This is a genomic window from Paraflavitalea sp. CAU 1676 (genome assembly GCF_029223285.1).
Lineage (GTDB): Bacteria > Bacteroidota > Bacteroidia > Chitinophagales > Chitinophagaceae > Paraflavitalea.
The window spans coordinates 1-18,429 of the sequence record NZ_JARHUJ010000002.1 but is presented as its reverse complement, the minus strand read 5'-3'; the positions used below and the strand labels follow the sequence as shown (position 1 = coordinate 18,429).

Sequence of the window (18,429 nt, the reverse complement as noted above, 5' to 3'; positions counted from 1 at the left end):
ATTGTTAAACACGAAGATTAAATAGTTATGTTAACATGAGAGAAGAGATCGCACATAAAGCCTCCGTTTTGTTCAGCAAGTTCAGCGTGCGGAGCATTACGATGGATGAGATCGCCGGCAGCATGGGCATATCGAAAAAGACCCTCTACACCTGGTTTACCGATAAGAACGAACTGGTAGAGATGGTGTACGGAGATCCGCTTACACAACTGGAAAAAGACTGTACCGCCATCATTCAAAAAGCGTCCAATGCCATCCATGAGATTTTCCTCATCTGGCATTCCGTAAAGCAAACGGTGGGGATTATGAATGAAACACTCCTGCACGACCTGCAGAAGTACCACCATGCAGCCTTTGAGCGGTACAACAACTTCAAAAAAGGAACCTTATACCAGCTGCTGCTGAACAATATCAAACGCGGCCAGGAGGAGCAGTTGTACCGGACACAGATCATTCCCGAACTGATTGCCAGCTTCCAGGTTTCGATCACCGGCATCAACACGAAAAAGGAGATCAACCAGCAGCAATTGTGGCCGCAGGCAACCATCAATGAACAACTGATCCTTCATTACCTGTACGGGCTCTCCACCTCGAAAGGGGTAAGGCTGATCGATAAGTACCTGAAGGAATTTACCGTGCGGGAAGTACAGCCCTAAGCGCTTGCCGAATCAAAAACAGCAAACACCAAACAGCAATAAACGCATGATTTTATGAACGTGAAAAACAATCGAATGATGAAACGACTTTCCTGGAGCCTCCTGCTCATAGCAGGGCTCACCGGAGGGCGTGCCCTGGCACAAGACACCGCGCCTGCGGCAGCACCCGGCACCCTCATTCCGGCAGGCAGCGTCACAACGCTTGAGCTGAAGGACGCTCTGAACTATGTATTGAAAGCGAGTTATGCAGCCCGTCAGGCAAAGCTCGATATCGAAAACGGACAATACCAGATCGAGGAAGTAAAGTCACGCGCATTGCCACAGATCACCGGCAACGCCAACATTACTTACAACCCGATCCTGCAGCAGAGCGCCTTACCGGGCGAACTGGCTGGCCAGCCCGGCAAAACCCTGCTGGTAGCATTCGGACAAAAATGGAGCTCCGGAGCAGGCATTTCGGTCTCGCAGAGCCTGTTTGACCAGGGCGTATTCACCGGCCTCAAAGCCGCCAAATCGACCCAGGAATATTACAGGATCGCGGCACAATACACCGACGAACAATTGATAGAGCAGGTAGCCACCCTCTATTACCGCGTGCTGGTACAACGCCAGATGATCGGGGTGATAGATACTACTCTCATGAACACGATCAAAGTACAGAAGATCATAAAAGGACAGTACGAGAATGGATTGGCCAAGCAGATCGACGTAGACCGCATCACGGTAAACGTCTCCAACCTCCAATCTCAGCGGCAGCAATTGCTGAATGCAGTCAGCCAGCTGGAAAACCAGCTGAAATATGCGATGGGCATGTCGATCGAAACACACATCGCGCTGCCGGCTGTCGCCTTCGAAGCCATACATCCCCAGGCGGTCAGCATAGCCGACACCATGAACTTCAGCAACCGTACCGAATACAAATTGCTCAAACAACAGGAAACCCTGCTGAAGCTTCAGAAGGATGCCTATAAGGCCGAGTACTATCCTACCCTTTCCCTCAACGGCAACTATGCCTACCAGGGACTGGGCAACAAGCTGCCCTGGTTCCAGAAAGCAGGCGTAAACTGGTTCGATTACTCGGCAGTGAGCGTCAACCTGCGTGTGCCGATCTTTAATGGCTTCGCCACCCGCTCACGCATCCGCCAGGCCGATGTAAGCATCCGCAAATTGCAGGAAGACATACAAAATACATCGCTGGGGTTGAACATGAACTACCACAATGCGAAAACGCAGATCAACAGCAGTGTGATCGTATTGAATACACAGAAGGAGAATGTGGCCCTGGCGCAAAAAGTGTTCTTCAATGTACAGAACAACTACAACAATGGCCTTGCTTCGCTCACCGACCTGCTCGATGCAGAAACCTCGCTCACCGAAGCGCACAATAGCTATTCATCTGCCCTGCTCGATTACCGGGTAGCAGAGATACAGCTCATCAAAGCACAAGGCAACTTAAAATCTTTATTAAACTAGTAACTCAACCAGGATGAAAAAGAGATCTATTATACGCACCATTATCACGATCGTAGTGCTCGTTGGCGCTGTGGCGCTGATCGCCTCGACACTGAAGAACAATAAGAAGAAGAATGCAGAGAAAACAGCGGTAGTAGCCGAAGCCAATGGCGACATAGCTGTTCGCGTTACACCCGTACAGAAACAATCGCTCGCGCTCGACTTTGGCGTGAATGGTAATTTCATACCCGGCCAGCAACTGGATTTCATGGCCGAAAACTCTGGCCGCGTTACCCAGGTACTGGTAGACGAAGGCAGCACCGTCAGCAAAGGACAAACCCTCGCGGTGATCAAGACCGATCAGCTCAACGTAGACCTCGAAAGCGCACAGGCCAACTACAACAACGCCATCAAGGATAAAGAGCGTTTCGAGAATGCCTTCAAAACCGGCGGTGTAACACAACAACAACTCGACCAGGCACGGCTGGCCCTCAGCAATGCAGAAGCACGCGTAGCCCAGGCAAAGATCAAGATCGGTGATGCATACATCCGCTCATCAATCAATGGCGTGGTGAACAAGCGCTACATCGAGCCCGGCGCCGTGGTATCACCCGGCACCAAGCTGTTTGAACTGGTAGACATATCCCGTTTGAAACTGCAGGTAACCGTCAACGAATCGCAGGTAGCCAACCTGAAAGTAGGCGACAAGGTGAAGATCAAAGCCAGTGTATTTCCCGACAAGGATTTTGCCGGCACCGTCACCTTCATCGCTGCCAAGGCCGATGCTACCCTGAGCTTCCCCATCGAGATCGCACTGGCCGCCAATCCAGGCAACCAGATCAAGGCCGGCATGTATGCCACCGCCATCTTCGATTTCCCGGCACAGGCAGCAGCCATCCTCGTTCCCCGCTCCGCCTTTATCGGCAGCGTCAACAGCAACCAGGTATTTGTGGCAAAAAGCGACAGCACAGCCAGTTTGCGCAAAGTGATCGCCGGCCGCGTACTGGGCGACAAAGTAGAAGTATTGCAGGGATTACAGGAAGGAGAAACCGTGATCACCAGCGGACAGATCAACCTGTCCGAAGGATCACCCATAACCATCGTGAAGTAAGGCTGGCTTAAACCAAAAAAAGAATTCATGAAACTTGCAGAAATATCGATCAAACGGCCTACCCTGGTCATCGTACTGTTTACGGTACTGATCCTCGGCGGCTTGTTAAGTTATAAATCGCTCAATTATGAGCTGCTGCCCAAATTCGCTCCGTCGGTGGTATCCATCACCACGGTGTATCCCGGGGCATCGCCCAGTGAAGTAGAGAATACCGTATCCAAGAAGATCGAGGATGCCGTATCCTCCATGGAGAACATCAAGAAGCTCGAAACAAAATCATTCGAGAGCCTGTCCATCATCACCATCACGCTCAACAGCGGTACGGATGTAGATTATGCTCTCAATGATGCGCAACGTAAGGTGAACGCCATCCTGAAAGACCTTCCGGATGATGTGGACCCACCTTCCCTCAATAAGTTTTCGCTCGACGACTTGCCCATCATGACCCTGTCGGCCACGGGCAAACTCGAAGAAGCAGCTTTCTTCGACCTGATGGACAAACGCATTGCACCCGTTTTATCACGTGTGCAGGGTGTAGCCCAGGTAAACCTGATCGGCGGCCAGGAGCGTGAGATCCAGGTAAACATCGACGCAACCCGCCTCCAGGGCTTTGGCCTTTCTTTAGGGCAGGTACAGAATGCCATTCTCACCTCCAACCTCGACTTCCCAACCGGTAGTGTACAAACACGCGAGCAGGACATCCTGATCCGCCTGGCCGGTAAGTATAAGAACGTAGATGAACTGCGCAACCTCGTAGTGTATAGCAAGAACGGCGTACAAGTTCGCCTGAAAGATGTGGCCGACGTACAGGACGTGCAGAAAGACGTCGAGAAACTGGCCCGTGTAAACCAGCAGGCGTCTATCGCCCTGCAGGTCATCAAACAATCGGATGCGAATGCCGTAGCGGTGAGCAAGCAGATCACGGCTGCCATCCAGAAGTTACAGAAAGACTATTCCACCACCGGACTCAAGATCGATATCGCCAACGATAGCTCGGTATATACCCTGCAATCGGCCGATGCGGTGATCCATGACCTGATACTGGCTGTGGTACTGGTAGCATTTGTGATGCTGTTCTTCCTGCACAGTATCCGTAACGCCCTCATCGTCATGGTGGCGATCCCGGCCTCATTGATCGCGACGTTTATTGGAATGGCCCTGCTGGGTTACTCCCTCAACCTGATGTCGCTGCTGGCGCTTTCGCTGGTAGTAGGTATCCTGGTCGATGACGCCATCGTGGTATTGGAGAACATCTATCGCCACATGGAGATGGGTAAGAACCGCGTACGCGCCGCCTATGAGGCCACGAAGGAGATTGGATTTACCGTAACCTCCATCACCCTGGTAATCGTAGTGGTGTTCATACCTATTGCCCTCAGTACCGGCCTGGCCGCGGATATCCTGAAGCAATTCTGCGTAACGGTATCTATCGCTACCCTGCTGTCGCTGTTGTCCTCCTTCACCATCGTACCCTGGCTCTCTTCGCGCTTTGGTAAGCTGGAGCAGATCACGGGCAAAACCTTCTTTGGTAAGATCATCGTAGGTTTTGAGAAAGGTATGCACCGCTTTACCAACTGGATTACCGGTATCCTCAAATGGTGCCTGGGCCATAAAAAGACCACGCTGGGCGTAATGCTCGTATTGTTCTTCGGCTCATTCTACCTGGTAGGCGCTGGCTTTATCGGGGCGGAGTTCTTTGCCAAGACCGACCGCGGTGAATTTCTCGTACAGATCGAAATGCCCAAAGACGCGTCCATCGAGCAAACCAATGCCATGACGCGTAAGGCAGAAGAACACCTCAAGACCAAGAAAGAAGTAACCAAACTCATCACCACCATCGGTCAAAGCAGCGACGGTATGGGCGCCTCTCAGTCTACCGCCTACAAAGCAGAGATCGACGTGCAGCTGGTACCAAAGACCGAAAGGCAGGATGAGGCCAATATATACGCTGTTAAAACCAAACGCGAACTCGAAAAGGTACTGATTGGCGCCAAGGTGAAGACCGTGCCGGTAAGTATCCTGGGTACGGCAGAGCAGGCGCCCCTGGCGCTGGTGATCACCGGCCCCGAACTCGATAGTGTGATGACCTTTGCCAACGCCGCCATGGCACAGCTGAAGAAGATACCGGGCGCTACAGAAATGCGGCTGTCGGTAGAAGCGGGCAATCCCGAGATCAGTGTGCAGGTAGACCGCGATAAGATGGCCTCCCTGGGTCTCTCGTTGGCTACTGTTGGTGGTACCATGCAAACCGCCTTTAGCGGCAACACCGATGGCAAGTTCCGCCAGGGTGAGTATGAGTACGACATCAATATCCGGTATGAGAAGTTCAACCGCCAAAACATACAGGATGTAAGCAACCTGATCTTCATCAACGACCAGGGACAACAGGTACGGCTTTCTCAGTTTGCAACCGTAAAAGAAGGTTCGGGCCCCAGCCAGTTGGAGCGTCGTGACAAGAGCACGTCGGTAACCATCCAGGCACAGAGTGTGGGACGCCCTTCCGGAACCGTAGCCGCCGAATGGCAAAAGCAGTTTGAACAACTGCCCCGCCCTGTAGGAGTAGGTTTTGTATGGAGTGGTGATATGGAAAACCAAAGCGAAGGATTCGGATCGATGGGTATAGCCCTGCTGGCCGCGATCGTACTGGTGTACCTCATCATGGTCGCGCTGTACAACAGCTTCGTATATCCTTTTGTGGTATTGTTCTCGATACCGCTGGCGATCATCGGAGCCTTCCTGGCACTGGCGCTCACCAACAACTCCATCAACCTGTTTACCATCCTTGGTATGATCATGTTGATCGGTTTGGTGGCCAAGAACGCGATTATCCTGGTCGACTTTACCAACCAGCGGAAGGCAGAAGGCGCCAGTACTTACCAGGCGCTCATCGATGCCAACCATGCCCGTTTACGCCCCATCCTCATGACGACCATTGCGATGGTGATCGGTATGTTGCCCATCGCGATCGCCAAAGGCGCCGGTGCCGAATGGAAGAACGGCCTGGCCTGGGTGATCATTGGTGGATTGATCAGCTCCCTGTTCCTTACCCTCGTAGTGGTGCCTGTTATGTACTCGATCTTCGATAAGATCGTGAACAGGCTCAACAGGGGCAAAAAGAAACAGGATATTGGCGAACTGATGACAGAAGACTATGTGCCGCAAGACACACATGAAGAAGCGTTCAGTCCCTCCCATATATAAAAGACCGCGGCCCGGCGGGCAAGAAGCCCCGGGCCGTAAACAAAGGTGATGACTTAGAAAGGCAATGATGTAAAGGCAGGAACAAAACCACGCAGCAAATGCAGGAGATGGCCTCAGCCGCCCCAATGATGATCGGAGGGAGGGTTGGGGCTTTCTTCTTTATCCTTTCCTTCGGCCTTATCCCGGCAATTGAGGTAAAGTTTGTGTCGTCCTCCCCGCGCATGGAATGTTTTCCGCATCCGCTCCCGCTGCCCTTTGGTAAAAAAGAACATGGACTCGTCATCGACATAGTCCATAAAATTCATGAACATATTGCTGTGTCCGCAGGAGTTTTGTGGATAGGTAGGATGTCCCAGGTACCGGGTGGCCGTACTGGGCGTATCGTCGACATGATCGGTAGCGGCACAATCATCGGCATCGCCGAAAATATGCAGCAGGTTGAACCAATGGCCGATCTCGTGCGTGGCCGTGCGTCCGAGCCGGTGCCCATCAACGAGCGGCTCCAGCGTACCAAAGGCCCGCGGGTCTATGACAACACCGTCAATGCGCGCATCGGCGCCAGGGTAGCTGGAATAACCTGCCAGACCCATCTTACCCTGCCGGTCCGACATTTCCGCTATCCAGATATTCAGGTAGCGATCGGCAGGCCAGGCATCACTGCCGCCATCGGCAGTGCGAAAGAGCTTAAGCTTCTCGACCGGAATGGTACCCGTTGGGTTATTGCCCGCCCAGCCATCTACTGCCGTGTGCACGCGCACAATACCATCGGTAGCCTTCCCTTCCGGATCTTCAGTGGCCAGTACAAATTCGATCCCCGCATCGGCGGACAGGTGGGCAAACTCAGCCGGCACCTGGTCAATATCGATATTGCTCATCCTGAAATCCGCGTTCAATACCTTGAGCTGCGAAACGATCTTTTCGTCGGAGATGTTAAAGTCGGGCTGGTTATACAACACATGAACAATAACCGGAATCCGTATAATGGCATCGTCGGGGATAATGACGACGGGCGGCGTAGGTCCCGGAGGATCGTGCCTGGGTCTTCGGCATGCGTCTGCCGCCATCAGCAACAGTATAAGAGAACCATAACGTATAAACCGGCAGTAGTGTAGGTGCATTTCAAGGAAGGTATAGAGACTCTAGATGACCACCATATTACCGCAATCGTTGCTTGGCTATCTAACTTTCTACCACGAACAGGATCGTATTATATATTTCGCTAACTTTATCATCACTGCACACCGCTACATACAGCTCAATCGACTCAACATTGTTACAGGATGTTCACCGATAACATCCACTGCCCGCTCCAACAAACGAAGCCTTCATTTCCTCACATAAAACAGTTCTTATGAGTCTGCATTTTTCACAGTACTGGTGGATCTTCCTGCTTAGAGGTATATTTGCCATACTGCTTGGCACCATCGCATTATGGGCGCCGGCGGGTACCTTCACCACCCTGGTCATATTCCTGGGCGCCTACATGTTCATAGACGGTATATTCTCCGTGGTGGCCGCCATCAGTAATCGTAAAATTATGGCTTCCTGGGGCTGGATGCTGGCGATCGGCATCATCAGCATTATTGTAGGCATTATAACGTTCAGGAACCCTTTCGTAACCGGCGCAGCACTCATTTACCTCGTAGCCTTCTGGGCCATTATCATCGGCATACTGGAGATCGTAGTGGCCATCAACCTGCGCAAACTGATCCGGAACGAAGGTTGGTATATTGTGGCAGGCATATTGAGCATCCTGTTTGGTATCCTGTTGTTATCAAACCCTATAGCCGGCGCGCTCACCATTACGTTCATCTTTGGGTTCTATGCATTGATCTTCGGCATATTCCTGGTATCCTTTGCCATGCGGTTAAGACGCCGCCATAAGGAGTCTAACACAAAACATTATCCGTCTGCCCACCCGCGTTGATACACAAATTATTTTTACAAAACATGCAAGGGAGCAATAAAGCCGAGCGAAATAACACCCGTATTCGAATTCACCGCTCCAAAACGGTTTTTGGCATAATCCGTATACCGGTATACGCGGCCCACATAATTCACAAAGAATTTCAGGTTGAAATTCTTGAAAGGAAAGTATTCTACCGTTGGAATATATCCCCAGGCAGTTCGTAGCTTATTCTCTTTATTTGGATCGGGATTGCCCTTCCAGTTCGCAAAATCGACCATCCCCACAGCCGACAAATTGATCTTACCGATCCGGTAATCTGCTTTCAGCCAATGGCTGGCATACAATACATCCTGCGCAGCGGGTTGTGTATTGGTCGGATCCGTAAACGTCGAAAAGATCCCCTTGCGGTCCAGGTCTTCTTTGCTGTATTTGAAATCATACGCCAGCTGAAAGCGCCCGAGCGAAAGCTGATTGCCCAGCGCAACGTAATACATGTACGTATTGCTGGCCTCTTTGAAAATACTGTACGACCAGATGGTGCTTAGCTTGTCACCCAACAGGGTGCCCCGCCAATTCGCCACAGCAGCATACGGGAACTTCGATTCAGTAATACCCGGTACCGTACCATAGATCTCTTCGAAAGTTCGGGTGCGTGAATTCAAAGCCTGAAAACTGAAGGAATGGTTCTCACTGGCCTGCCATTGCAAGCCCATACCCAATAAGAAGTTATCGGAGTACTCCACGATATCCGAATACTGGTAAATATCGATCGGGTTCATATCGAACTCGATGCCGCCCCAATCGGCACACAACTTGCCGATCGTAAAACTGAGCTTATTGCTCGCCTGCACCTGTATATAGGCCAGGTCGGTAGAGCTCGACATATTATCCTCCGACTGCGGATCCGTATTTTTCGTATAGCGGTCCCGGAACCGGAAATACACGCGGTCATGGATCTTACCTTTTAGCTCGAGCCTGAACTGGTTCATGATGAACCGGCCTTTGGTATACTCCCCATCCACAAATTCATTACGCAGGGAGCTTTGCATGTTGGCGATCACATCGATATTGCTCAATAACTTTTGTTTGGCCTCCGGTATCAAAGGATGTTTAACAGCGAACGTATCGATCTGCATTTGCTTTTGGCCAAATGAAGCGGTACACGACAACAGCAGCGACAGGACGACGATTGTATTGCTCATAAGGAAGTCCTCCCCTCTCCCGCCTTCCAGGCAGCCGCATATTCTTTCATAATGGCAGTAATACTTTGGCCAATCGTCTTGTACATGTCGGTAGGCAAGTTGGCCAGTGACACCCGCACCGACCAATCGGGCCCTTCAAAGCCGCCGCCATTCAGCAATACCACACCAGCCTTTTCTGCCAGTCTGAACAGGATATCCACCGGTTCAAAATTATTCTTCAACCATTCGTTGAAATCGTCGCTGTATACCTTACGGCCCCATACGAGGATATCTATTTCGGTATAATAGCCCGCGTTCATCGGATCGGCCACCAATGGTATCTGTAATTCCTTCCACAGCAGCTTTAGTCGCTTCTGTACGAGGTCTTGTGTAAGTTTTTTGTACTTGTTACGTTTATCGAGCAAAACGAAGGCCGCAAACAGCATCATTTGTATTTGTTGAGGAAGCGACAGGCCGGCCGTATGGTTGAGCGCCACCTGGCGGCTGTCGGCCACCATGCGGTCGATGAACAACAACTCATCGGGATCGAGGGTGATGGTACCGTAGCGTTCACGTAAAGCCTGTTTCTGCTTGAGGGGCAGGTTGGCGATAAATGTATCGAAGATATTATCCTCGTTCACCGCAATAACGCCCAGGCGCCAGCCGGTACAACCAAAGTATTTGGAGAACGAATAAACGCCGATCGTATTTTGAGGGATCACCGACATCAGCGAACGGAAGCCGGGCACAAAAGTGCCATATACATCATCGGTCACAATCACCAGATTCGGATTATGGTCCTTCACGATCTGCACAATGCGTTTAAGACTGTTGGGATGAATGGCCGCCGACGGCGGATTGCTCGGATTCACCACGAAAAGGATCTTGATGGCCGGGTCTTTCAATTTGTCGAGCTCACTATCGGGATACTGCCAGGTATGCCGCCCTTCGCGGTTCATAGCCGAAGCGTTGATCTTGACTACATTGAACTCATAGCGTTCCAGTTCGGGAATCTCAATATAAGGCGTGAACGTGGGTACCATCAATGCTATGGAATCCATCTTCTTCACCAGGTAATTTTGCATGAGGCTGTCGAAGATGTAGCACATGGCAGCCGTACCGCCTTCAACGGCAAAGAGTTTGTATTTCTTTTTGGGCGCCTTGTTATCGCACATCTCCTGCACGAGGTAATCGTGCACGATAAACTCGGGGTAACGCAGCATCCTGTCGGGCACCGGATACTGATCACCGATAATGCCTTCTGCCAATTCGTGCACCCAGCTATCCGGATCGAACCCATGTTCTTTAATGCCATACTTATAAGTGGCCGCCAGCAATTCGATACCGGGGGCTTTCTTGTTGGTCGAAAGGAACTTCAAAAACCGCTGCGCTATCCCCTTCTTTTCCGGGATACCGGCCAGGCCACCAGGCTGGTTATCGACACGCTTGCATTCTTCCAGGCCAAACAATCCCAGAGTAAAGAAAGCCTCCCGCGGCGTAGTAGCGATCCAGTTGGGATTACCTCGACCGGCATTGAGCATCGTCGTAGCGTTCTTCTGTGTTTCTTCCTGCGCCAGGCTGATCAACGTATTTTTCAACTCAAAAGGGCTCAGTTGCAACAGTTCTTTTTCCTGAGCGCGGGTGGTGCGTATTTTAGTAAGTTTTGCCATTGATAAAGATTTAAAGTGCGTTTAAAGGGGGAATAAGCTATTTCGTGAGCAATACGATCACGACGCCCCAGATGATAAGCAGCGTATTGCCTACAGCGTAGGTAACCGTATAACCTAAAGCCGGTGTCTTGCTGCCGATGGCATCCTGGATGGCACCCAGGGCAGCCGTAGTAGTACGGGCGCCTGCCGTACAACCCAGGGTGAGTGCCGGATGGAACTTGAAAATATAACGGCCTATCAATAAACCGCCCAGTAAGGGACCCGTCGTGGCGATAGCGCCTGCCACAAATAATCCCAGGCCTACTTCTTTAAAGCCTTGCACGAAACTGGGGCCTGCAGATATACCTACGACAGCGATGAACATATTGAGACCAACATTATTCATTACCCACAAAGCCGGTTCGGGAATGCGGCCAAATGTGGGATGCTGAGAACGCAGCCAGCCGAAGAAAAGTCCGGCAATGAGAGCACCGCCACTGGTGCTCAGGCTCAGCGGCACGCCACCTACATGGAAAGTAAGGGCACCTATCAAACCACCGATCACGATGCCCAGGCCTACGAACAACATATCGGTTTTATTGGTAGCGCGGTCGGGATATCCCAGACTGGCTGCTGCCGTTTCAACGTCTTTTTTGGTACCTACCAGCTGCAGCACATCGCCCCGGTCAACGCTGGTATCCGGCAACACCGGAATGGAGATATCCGCTTTCCGGATATCGCGGATAAACACACCATGCATGTAGGACTGCTGGCGGATCGCTCTTACGGTTAGACCGCTTATCTCTTTTTTACTGATGAGCACATTCAATACTTCGGCGGGAAAATGCAGCAGCTCCATATCATTGATCTCAGGACCAATGAGGTTGCTTTCGCCCACCAGGTTTTCCCGGCGGCCACTGAGTACGATATCATTTTTCGGATACACTTTCACAGCGGAATCAGGCTCAACGATCTTGCCATTCTGGCGTATGCGCTCTACGAAAAGGCGAAGCTGCTGTTGCGATAAATAATCCTCCAGTTCCTGAACCGTTCTGCCATTGGCAAACCAGTCATTGGTGATGCGGTAGGCCCGGAACGAAATGATGGGGTTGGCAGCTACCATACCGGGGTCGTCAAACTCGCCGCCACTACCCATCTTCGCTTCCAGCTCCTTGCTTTGTTGTTTTACTTTTTCAAGTCCTCCCAGGAACCTGGGCCCTACACTGGCCAGGAACCAGGCCGACCCGGCCGTACCAAACAGGTAGGTCACTGCATAACAAACCGGAATGGCATTGATCATAGACGTTTTCGCTGCAGCATCGATGTTCAATTGGTTGATGGTATCGCTGGCCACGCCGATCACGGCAGAGATGGTCTGGGCGCCTGCCAGCAACCCGGCCGCCTGCCCGGCGTTGTAGCCGATGAATTTGGCGCATAGCCACGGAAATACGAGACACAGCACACAAACCACTGCGGCGAATATCATTTGAGGAATGCCGTCTTTTTTAAGACCGCGGAAGAATTGCGGGCCTACACTATAGCCTACCGCGAAAAGGAACATGAGGAAGAAAACAGACTTTACGTTGGGAGATATCTGGATATCCATTTGACCAATCAACACACCCATGAGTAGAACGGCGGTTACTGTGCCCAGGGAGAATTTACCAAGTTTGAGGGGACCGATGAAGAAGCCAAGTGCGATGGTTAGAAAAACAGCCAGTTCGGGATACTGCCGGAATACATGAACAAACCACATAGCGGAATATTTAGGTTAATCGTTTGGGAATAGCTGAATGAACTGGATAGATACCGGACGATGCGCAGCGGCGCAACCACCAATAGCATCCGGAAATGACAGGGCTATTAACCGTGATGGACAGCAGAAAGGGAAGCGGATCGAAGCGGAAGCTCCGGAGGGCAACCGGTGAACGAGGAGTAAGTCGAAGGAAAAACTACGGGGAAAGGGAGCATGACAGCAAACGACCGGGCCACTGCCTCCGAGGCAACAGGACCCGATCGAAAGCGACTGGTAGTGAATACTAAGCGGCTGTCAGTTCTTCAACGACAGCATCAGGCGCATTGGACCTTACGGAGTCGATACCATTATCGAGACCGGAAGCGCTCTCATACATTTGGCTGGTGCCGATCACCTGGCCGTTGGTGGCCTTCAGGTTGAAATACCATTTACCATTCGAGGAAGTATTTCTCTCATATGATTTGTCGTCCTGCGAATTCTTACGCACGGACTCAATCCCGTTGGTGCAATTGGCCTTGGAGCTGTAGCCCTGGCTGGTGAGAATGACTTCACCGTTACCGGCTTTCAGTACAAACTGAAATTCGCCATCGGACCTGGTAGAAATAACGAACTTACCCATAGTAATGGAGTTTTGGATGAATAGAAAGGGATCGTTGGCCTGCACTTCAAAGAGACAGGCCCGTTTTGTTAAATGATGTAATGGGTTATCAGGCAAGGGGATGAAACAGTGAGCAGGTCGAATAGCGATATTCTAAAGTAGGGGAAATCCTTAAGATGATCAAAAAGAAGATGCACAGATATCGGAAAGTACCACCTCCTGCTATCAGCAAATGCTACACCATTAATTCAATATCTTTATCAAAACAATCTATTATGCGGGCATTTATAGGTATGGGCCTTCTGGGGTCCAATTTCGTGAAGGCATTAATAAAGAAAGGCGAACAGGTACAGGTTTGGAACAGAACGGCATCGAAAGCGACCGCCCTCGAAGCAGACGGAGCAAAAGCATTTGCAGCAGTGGCCGACGCCGTGAAGGGAGCAGACATCGTACACATCACCTTAAAGGACGATGCCTCCATAGAAGAAGTACTGGCGCAAGCGGCAGCCGGTTTGAAACCAGGTGCCACCCTGATCGATCATACCACCACCTCCGTGGAAGGGGCGGTTCAACGCACCAAAGACTGGAAAGCGAAAGGATTCACCTACCTGCATGCACCAGTGTTCATGGGGCCCATCAATGCCCTCGAAAGCACCGGCTACATGCTGGTGTCGGGCGATCAGTCGGTGGTGGAGCAATTCACCCCCACCCTTTCAGCGCTGACCGGCAAGTTGCTCAACCTGGGCGACCGGGAAGGCAAAGCGGCAGCGGTTAAACTGATGGGCAATTGTTTCCTGGTCACGCTTACTGTGGGCCTTTCCGAAACCCTTGCCCTGGCAAAATCCATGGACCTTGCCGTGAGCGATGTAGCGGGCCTGTTCGATATGTGGAACCCCGGGGCGATGTTACCCGCACGCCTCAAGCGGATGGCATCCGGCAATCACGACCAGCCATCCTGGGAGCTCAGTATGGCGCGCAAAGACACCCAACTGTTCATCAACGAAGCCGACAAGGCAGGCGTTCATCTTGCCATATTACCAGCCATCGCGGCCGAAATGGATAGCTGGATCGCCAAGGGGCATGGCAACAACGACTGGACGGTGATCGGCAGCAATTCGGTACCGAAGCAATAGACAACTTAAGGAAATAATCGCGCGGCATTCGCGTAAATAAGAAGCCCCGTTACCTGGTGATAACGGGGCTTTTATATTTCATAAAGTCTACCTTACATTAACGGCCAAACCCTTGCAGGTATCCTGATTTTCCATATTGACAAGCCGCATTTACATCCTGTCCCAATGCTTCAATGGCAACTTATTGAGATCATCGCGCCCAATCGCGTAAACGAACAAATCTTTTCAGGTCAAAAATGGTCTTGCCTACACCAAAACAAAACACCAACACTAACCATATTTTCCATATTATAAATAAACCCCTTCGACCATCCGCTGAAAAAAGTTGGGTTATTCCAAAAAAAAGAGAGGACCTAATCCAACCACAACAAATCCGACCAGATTTATCCTTTTTATATCCTTCGGCGTATCTTCAAAATAAAACAACCGGTCACTCATCGCTATGAGTGCTGCAGGCATCACAATAAAATTGGTCAGGAAGGCAAGAAGGGAAAATATAAGGAAGGTAAGCCTTCCTCGCCTTCTATAAACTTCCAACACGATTACCTGTAATGCTGCTTCATTTTCCCTGGAATCCCACATAACAAATTCACGAATGAGCTCATAGTCAGACTTTCGTCCTGCTACCCTTGCAATTTCTTCGCTTGTACTAAGATCATATTCCTTCATACAAATAAATACACATACGTGGCGATTTCAAATAGGCTCACTAAACCAGCTTCTATTAATCCTTTACCACATGTATCCAATAGTAGCCTTTATCCGGTTCAAAAAGAACAGTACTATTAGAAGGCTTATTGTCGATCGTGATCCTGGTAAAATATTTCTTGTAATACCACACGAAGAAAATGGCCCCCAGCGTAGGCTTCTCAACGTCGCGATAATTGAGCCAGATCTCTCTGGGGTTATCGGCTTTAAAACCTTTGAATTGGCCTTGAAAGTATTCTGTCTTATCGAGCATTACTTGCCCGCTTGGATCAAACTTATAGTAAAATTCGCCTCCATAAACCGCAACGCCGCTTTGAGAGAATGCGGGCAACAGCCAAATAGACAGCGTCTGATCGTCGTTGCGCTTGATGAACTGATTGAACCTGACATTGACAGTATCTTTCAGCGGTTTGATTTGCCTGTTGGCATTCCTCAACGCCCGGGAGTAGGAATTAGCAAGAAATGTATCTATGGGATTATAGACCCTCCTGACTTTCGAAGCAGTGTCTACCGTATAATGAAACACCTGCTCAAACTGATCATTGACATACTTTCCGTAGGCAGCATGCCAGATATCCTTCTCCTGAAAGCAAAACCATTCGCCACCCAGCTTGCTTTGTTCTTCTTTTGGGGCAGCAAGAATACTATCTGAAGTCCACCAGGCAATAATATCATACTGATACAACCATTGAGCCGTCTCAAACTTTTGATTAAACGATTGTATATCGAACTGTGGCTGTCCCAATGCTGTTGCCGACCAAATGCAAATTACTGTCGAGACAATCGCACGTACAAAGAATCTTTTCATATCAGGCACCTTATTAAATATTCAAACGGACTGTTACTATATTTATCTAAAATGGTCGATTACCACTTCGCCAAATCACCGGGCAGCAAAGCGCTTATTCATTTTCATAAATGACCTTCCTGATGGGCCAGTCCTTCGCATCCATATCGCCGAGAACATAAACCCTCAGGTGTTTGGGAATCCTCTCATAGGCCACTTTCAATTTGGCTTTATTCTCCTTGGTGGGTTGCTTATTGTATTCATTAAAGGCGTTTACACAATCACCAGAAGTTGTCGGCCTGCCATTCAGTGAGCTGACGATGTCGCCTATTTCTACGAACTTGTCTTTCACATCAGCGGAGTACAAAGTTTTTGCGACCACAAATTCTCCCAGATCCTTGATAATGATGGTCGAATTATCAGGAACCTTGGTGGCAATGATGCCATGCTGGATCAAAGGCTCCAGTTCTTGTACCTTGTCAATTTTAATAGACTTATCTATGCCATCAATTAAAACACTGCCATCGGCGTAAACATTGAAATTAGCTAGCCAATATACGCCGTCCGACTTCTTGTATAGATAATGCTCCCTTTTCCCTTTGTAATCCTTGAATGAAATATTCTTTTCGCTGTCCTTTCTAATGAGCTGTTCACCGGAATACGACAAAGTAGAATAATTAACATTGCCGATCACCTTCGCTGTAATTCCATTGGAGTAGTATAAGTTGGAAAGTGTGGGGTTCATAGTCTTAACGACAGATACAATAAAGTCGTGATAGTTTTCTTTGGTATAATACCACTTCGAACGCGCAATTTCCCAACCTGCCAGGTGGATGCAGCTGATCTTTCCTTTATCCGGCGCAGTGGGCGAAAGCCAGCCTTTTGAAATCTTTGCTTTCAACTCCTCCAAATCGACTTTATCCCAACAGTTTACCACGCCGTCTTCATAAACAGGCAGATCAATCAGGGAATAGATACCACCGTTATTAATGATTGAGTTGACGTAGCGACCTTCCAGGATTCTCATCCTCGATATAACCGCCTGGGGATAAGAATTATCGTTCCGCTGGGCTTGTTGCCCGCTGGCGTCATCGGGCAGGCTACCCATCAATCCCATAAGTATAAAAAGTTTGTTCATTTTCATAAGCTAATTACATTGACAGTGAACAACCAAAGGCCCTGATGTCCACTTATTCTCTAGCGTTTTTTCTTTTTCCGCCTATACAGCTTTCCGTCCATTAGAATATCACCTGCCGATGTAAATGTAAAAGTAAGCGCCCTCACCCTGTCCAAATCAGTGGGATCGTCAACACTCACAAACGTTGGAGTCATATAAGTTGTATCTCCATTATTAATTAATGTATCTGTATCGCCAGTCACCCATTCATGAGTTTCGGCTTTTAAACTATCTTTTGATTTTAGCGTATGTTTCCAAAACGCCGGACATGTATCACAACTCATCACCATTAACCAGCCAAAATAGGATGGCCCATCTACATTCCCCTTCCGCTTCCTGCTATACATAACATCTCCCGACCAGTTGGTGAACTTTTCGCCAGGAAGAACACTGTTGCCAAACTTCTTTCGTTCAAACCAAATCGACTCTTGATAGATCTTAATAGTTTCTTCAATCCTGCTGCCAAAAGAATCGGTTTCGACCATTATAAATGTTCCATTTTCCGTTTTCTGACCTGATACAGCATACGAGATCATGGTCAAAAACACAACGAACATATACCTTGCAGTAGAACGCATATTTATAAATTAACTTTGCCGCATTCGCCAGCTTCGCCACCTCAGTCACAGGCCGTGACCAAGCCCGGCTGCACCACACCAATTTTCGCAGGAAAATCGTCCATTCAACGCAGCGTTCGAGATTACAAAAATTTGGCGAGATAACGTAGTCATTACCAGGTATATTTATGACAATGCAAGGTTTTCAGCGATTACATATAGCCATTTCTGTTAACTTTCCCCAACATATAAACGTTTAGCACCATCCGAGCAGCATTGCACTGCCTCCCAAAAAGAAGCCCCGCATCGAAATGCGGGGCAATCAATAACTTAATCCGGTAATCCTGTATAGTCGAGGGAACGAACGTGCGGGGGCCACTTTCATCAGGGATTTACGGGGGACTGACTCGCTCCTTTGCCGTACCACGATATGTCACGTCCTGAAATCGCTTTACAGTTTTGGGTAGTAAGTCTGTAACTTAAATTTACCCAAGTATGAATCTAAAGAAAGAAGGCCGGGATTCGATTTATGACAGCAGTTTGAAGATCACGGT

15 protein-coding genes are annotated in these 18,429 nt (G+C 49.6%); 6 read left to right on the top strand and 9 right to left on the bottom strand.

The window, feature by feature from the left end; all coding sequences use genetic code 11:
* The first annotated feature begins 35 nt into the window (after positions 1–35).
* From P2H89_RS04830 to P2H89_RS04815, 4 genes are all read left to right on the top strand, one after another.
* Complete coding sequence (locus tag P2H89_RS04830; RefSeq protein ID WP_275825408.1) at positions 36–656, top strand: TetR/AcrR family transcriptional regulator; 621 nt, start codon at positions 36–38, stop codon at positions 654–656.
* Positions 657–731: 75 nt separating this feature from the next.
* Complete coding sequence (locus P2H89_RS04825; RefSeq protein WP_275825407.1) at positions 732–2,129, top strand: TolC family protein; 1,398 nt, start codon at positions 732–734, stop codon at positions 2,127–2,129.
* A 13-nt stretch (positions 2,130–2,142) separates the two neighbouring features.
* On the top strand, positions 2,143–3,219 hold the full coding sequence (locus tag P2H89_RS04820; RefSeq protein WP_275825406.1) for an efflux RND transporter periplasmic adaptor subunit: 1,077 nt from the start codon (positions 2,143–2,145) through the stop codon (positions 3,217–3,219).
* Positions 3,220–3,246: 27 nt separating this feature from the next.
* Positions 3,247–6,420 carry an efflux RND transporter permease subunit gene (locus tag P2H89_RS04815; RefSeq protein WP_275825405.1) on the top strand — a complete coding sequence of 1,058 codons (3,174 nt, stop codon included), beginning with the start codon at positions 3,247–3,249 and terminating at the stop codon, positions 6,418–6,420.
* Positions 6,421–6,533: 113 nt separating this feature from the next.
* Here the strand turns inward: P2H89_RS04815 and P2H89_RS04810 are convergent, their stop codons facing one another.
* A complete protein-coding gene (locus P2H89_RS04810; RefSeq protein WP_275825404.1) occupies positions 6,534–7,538 on the bottom strand; it encodes a M43 family zinc metalloprotease in 1,005 nt (334 codons plus the stop codon).
* A 233-nt stretch (positions 7,539–7,771) separates the two neighbouring features.
* On the opposite strand from P2H89_RS04810, the gene P2H89_RS04805 reads away from it, so the two are divergent.
* Complete coding sequence (locus tag P2H89_RS04805) at positions 7,772–8,347, top strand: HdeD family acid-resistance protein (protein ID WP_275825403.1); 576 nt, start codon at positions 7,772–7,774, stop codon at positions 8,345–8,347.
* Positions 8,348–8,361: 14 nt separating this feature from the next.
* On the opposite strand, the gene P2H89_RS04800 is transcribed toward P2H89_RS04805, so the two are convergent.
* The 4 genes from P2H89_RS04800 to P2H89_RS04785 all read right to left on the bottom strand — a co-directional run bounded on the left by P2H89_RS04800 (position 8,362) and on the right by P2H89_RS04785 (position 13,534).
* Positions 8,362–9,531 (bottom strand): porin, encoded by a 1,170-nt coding sequence (locus P2H89_RS04800; protein ID WP_275825402.1) that lies wholly within the window; start codon positions 9,529–9,531, stop codon positions 8,362–8,364.
* A complete protein-coding gene (aspD, locus tag P2H89_RS04795; protein ID WP_275825401.1) occupies positions 9,528–11,180 on the bottom strand; it encodes an aspartate 4-decarboxylase in 1,653 nt (550 codons plus the stop codon). The genes P2H89_RS04800 and aspD overlap by 4 nt, the downstream gene beginning before the upstream one ends.
* Before the next feature lie 37 nt (positions 11,181–11,217).
* Complete coding sequence (gene aspT / locus P2H89_RS04790) at positions 11,218–12,915, bottom strand: aspartate-alanine antiporter (RefSeq protein WP_275825400.1); 1,698 nt, start codon at positions 12,913–12,915, stop codon at positions 11,218–11,220.
* A gap of 283 nt (positions 12,916–13,198) precedes the next feature.
* Positions 13,199–13,534, bottom strand: a complete 336-nt coding sequence (locus P2H89_RS04785) for a YegP family protein (RefSeq protein ID WP_275825399.1) — start codon at positions 13,532–13,534, stop codon at positions 13,199–13,201.
* Positions 13,535–13,788: 254 nt separating this feature from the next.
* On the opposite strand from P2H89_RS04785, the gene P2H89_RS04780 reads away from it, so the two are divergent.
* Positions 13,789–14,646, top strand: coding sequence for an NAD(P)-dependent oxidoreductase (locus P2H89_RS04780; RefSeq protein ID WP_275825398.1), 858 nt, complete (start codon positions 13,789–13,791; stop codon positions 14,644–14,646).
* 330 nt (positions 14,647–14,976) lie between these two features.
* Here the strand turns inward: P2H89_RS04780 and P2H89_RS04775 are convergent, their stop codons facing one another.
* The 4 genes from P2H89_RS04775 to P2H89_RS04760 all read right to left on the bottom strand — a co-directional run bounded on the left by P2H89_RS04775 (position 14,977) and on the right by P2H89_RS04760 (position 17,896).
* Positions 14,977–15,315 (bottom strand): hypothetical protein, encoded by a 339-nt coding sequence (locus tag P2H89_RS04775; protein ID WP_275825397.1) that lies wholly within the window; start codon positions 15,313–15,315, stop codon positions 14,977–14,979.
* A 55-nt stretch (positions 15,316–15,370) separates the two neighbouring features.
* Positions 15,371–16,162 (bottom strand): hypothetical protein, encoded by a 792-nt coding sequence (locus tag P2H89_RS04770; protein ID WP_275825396.1) that lies wholly within the window; start codon positions 16,160–16,162, stop codon positions 15,371–15,373.
* A 94-nt stretch (positions 16,163–16,256) separates the two neighbouring features.
* Positions 16,257–17,279: a hypothetical protein gene (locus tag P2H89_RS04765; protein WP_275825395.1), complete on the bottom strand. Its 1,023-nt coding sequence runs from the start codon at positions 17,277–17,279 to the stop codon at positions 16,257–16,259.
* A 59-nt stretch (positions 17,280–17,338) separates the two neighbouring features.
* Entirely contained in the window at positions 17,339–17,896 is a 558-nt protein-coding gene (locus P2H89_RS04760) for a hypothetical protein (protein ID WP_275825394.1), read from the bottom strand.
* Positions 17,897–18,429 lie beyond the last annotated feature (533 nt).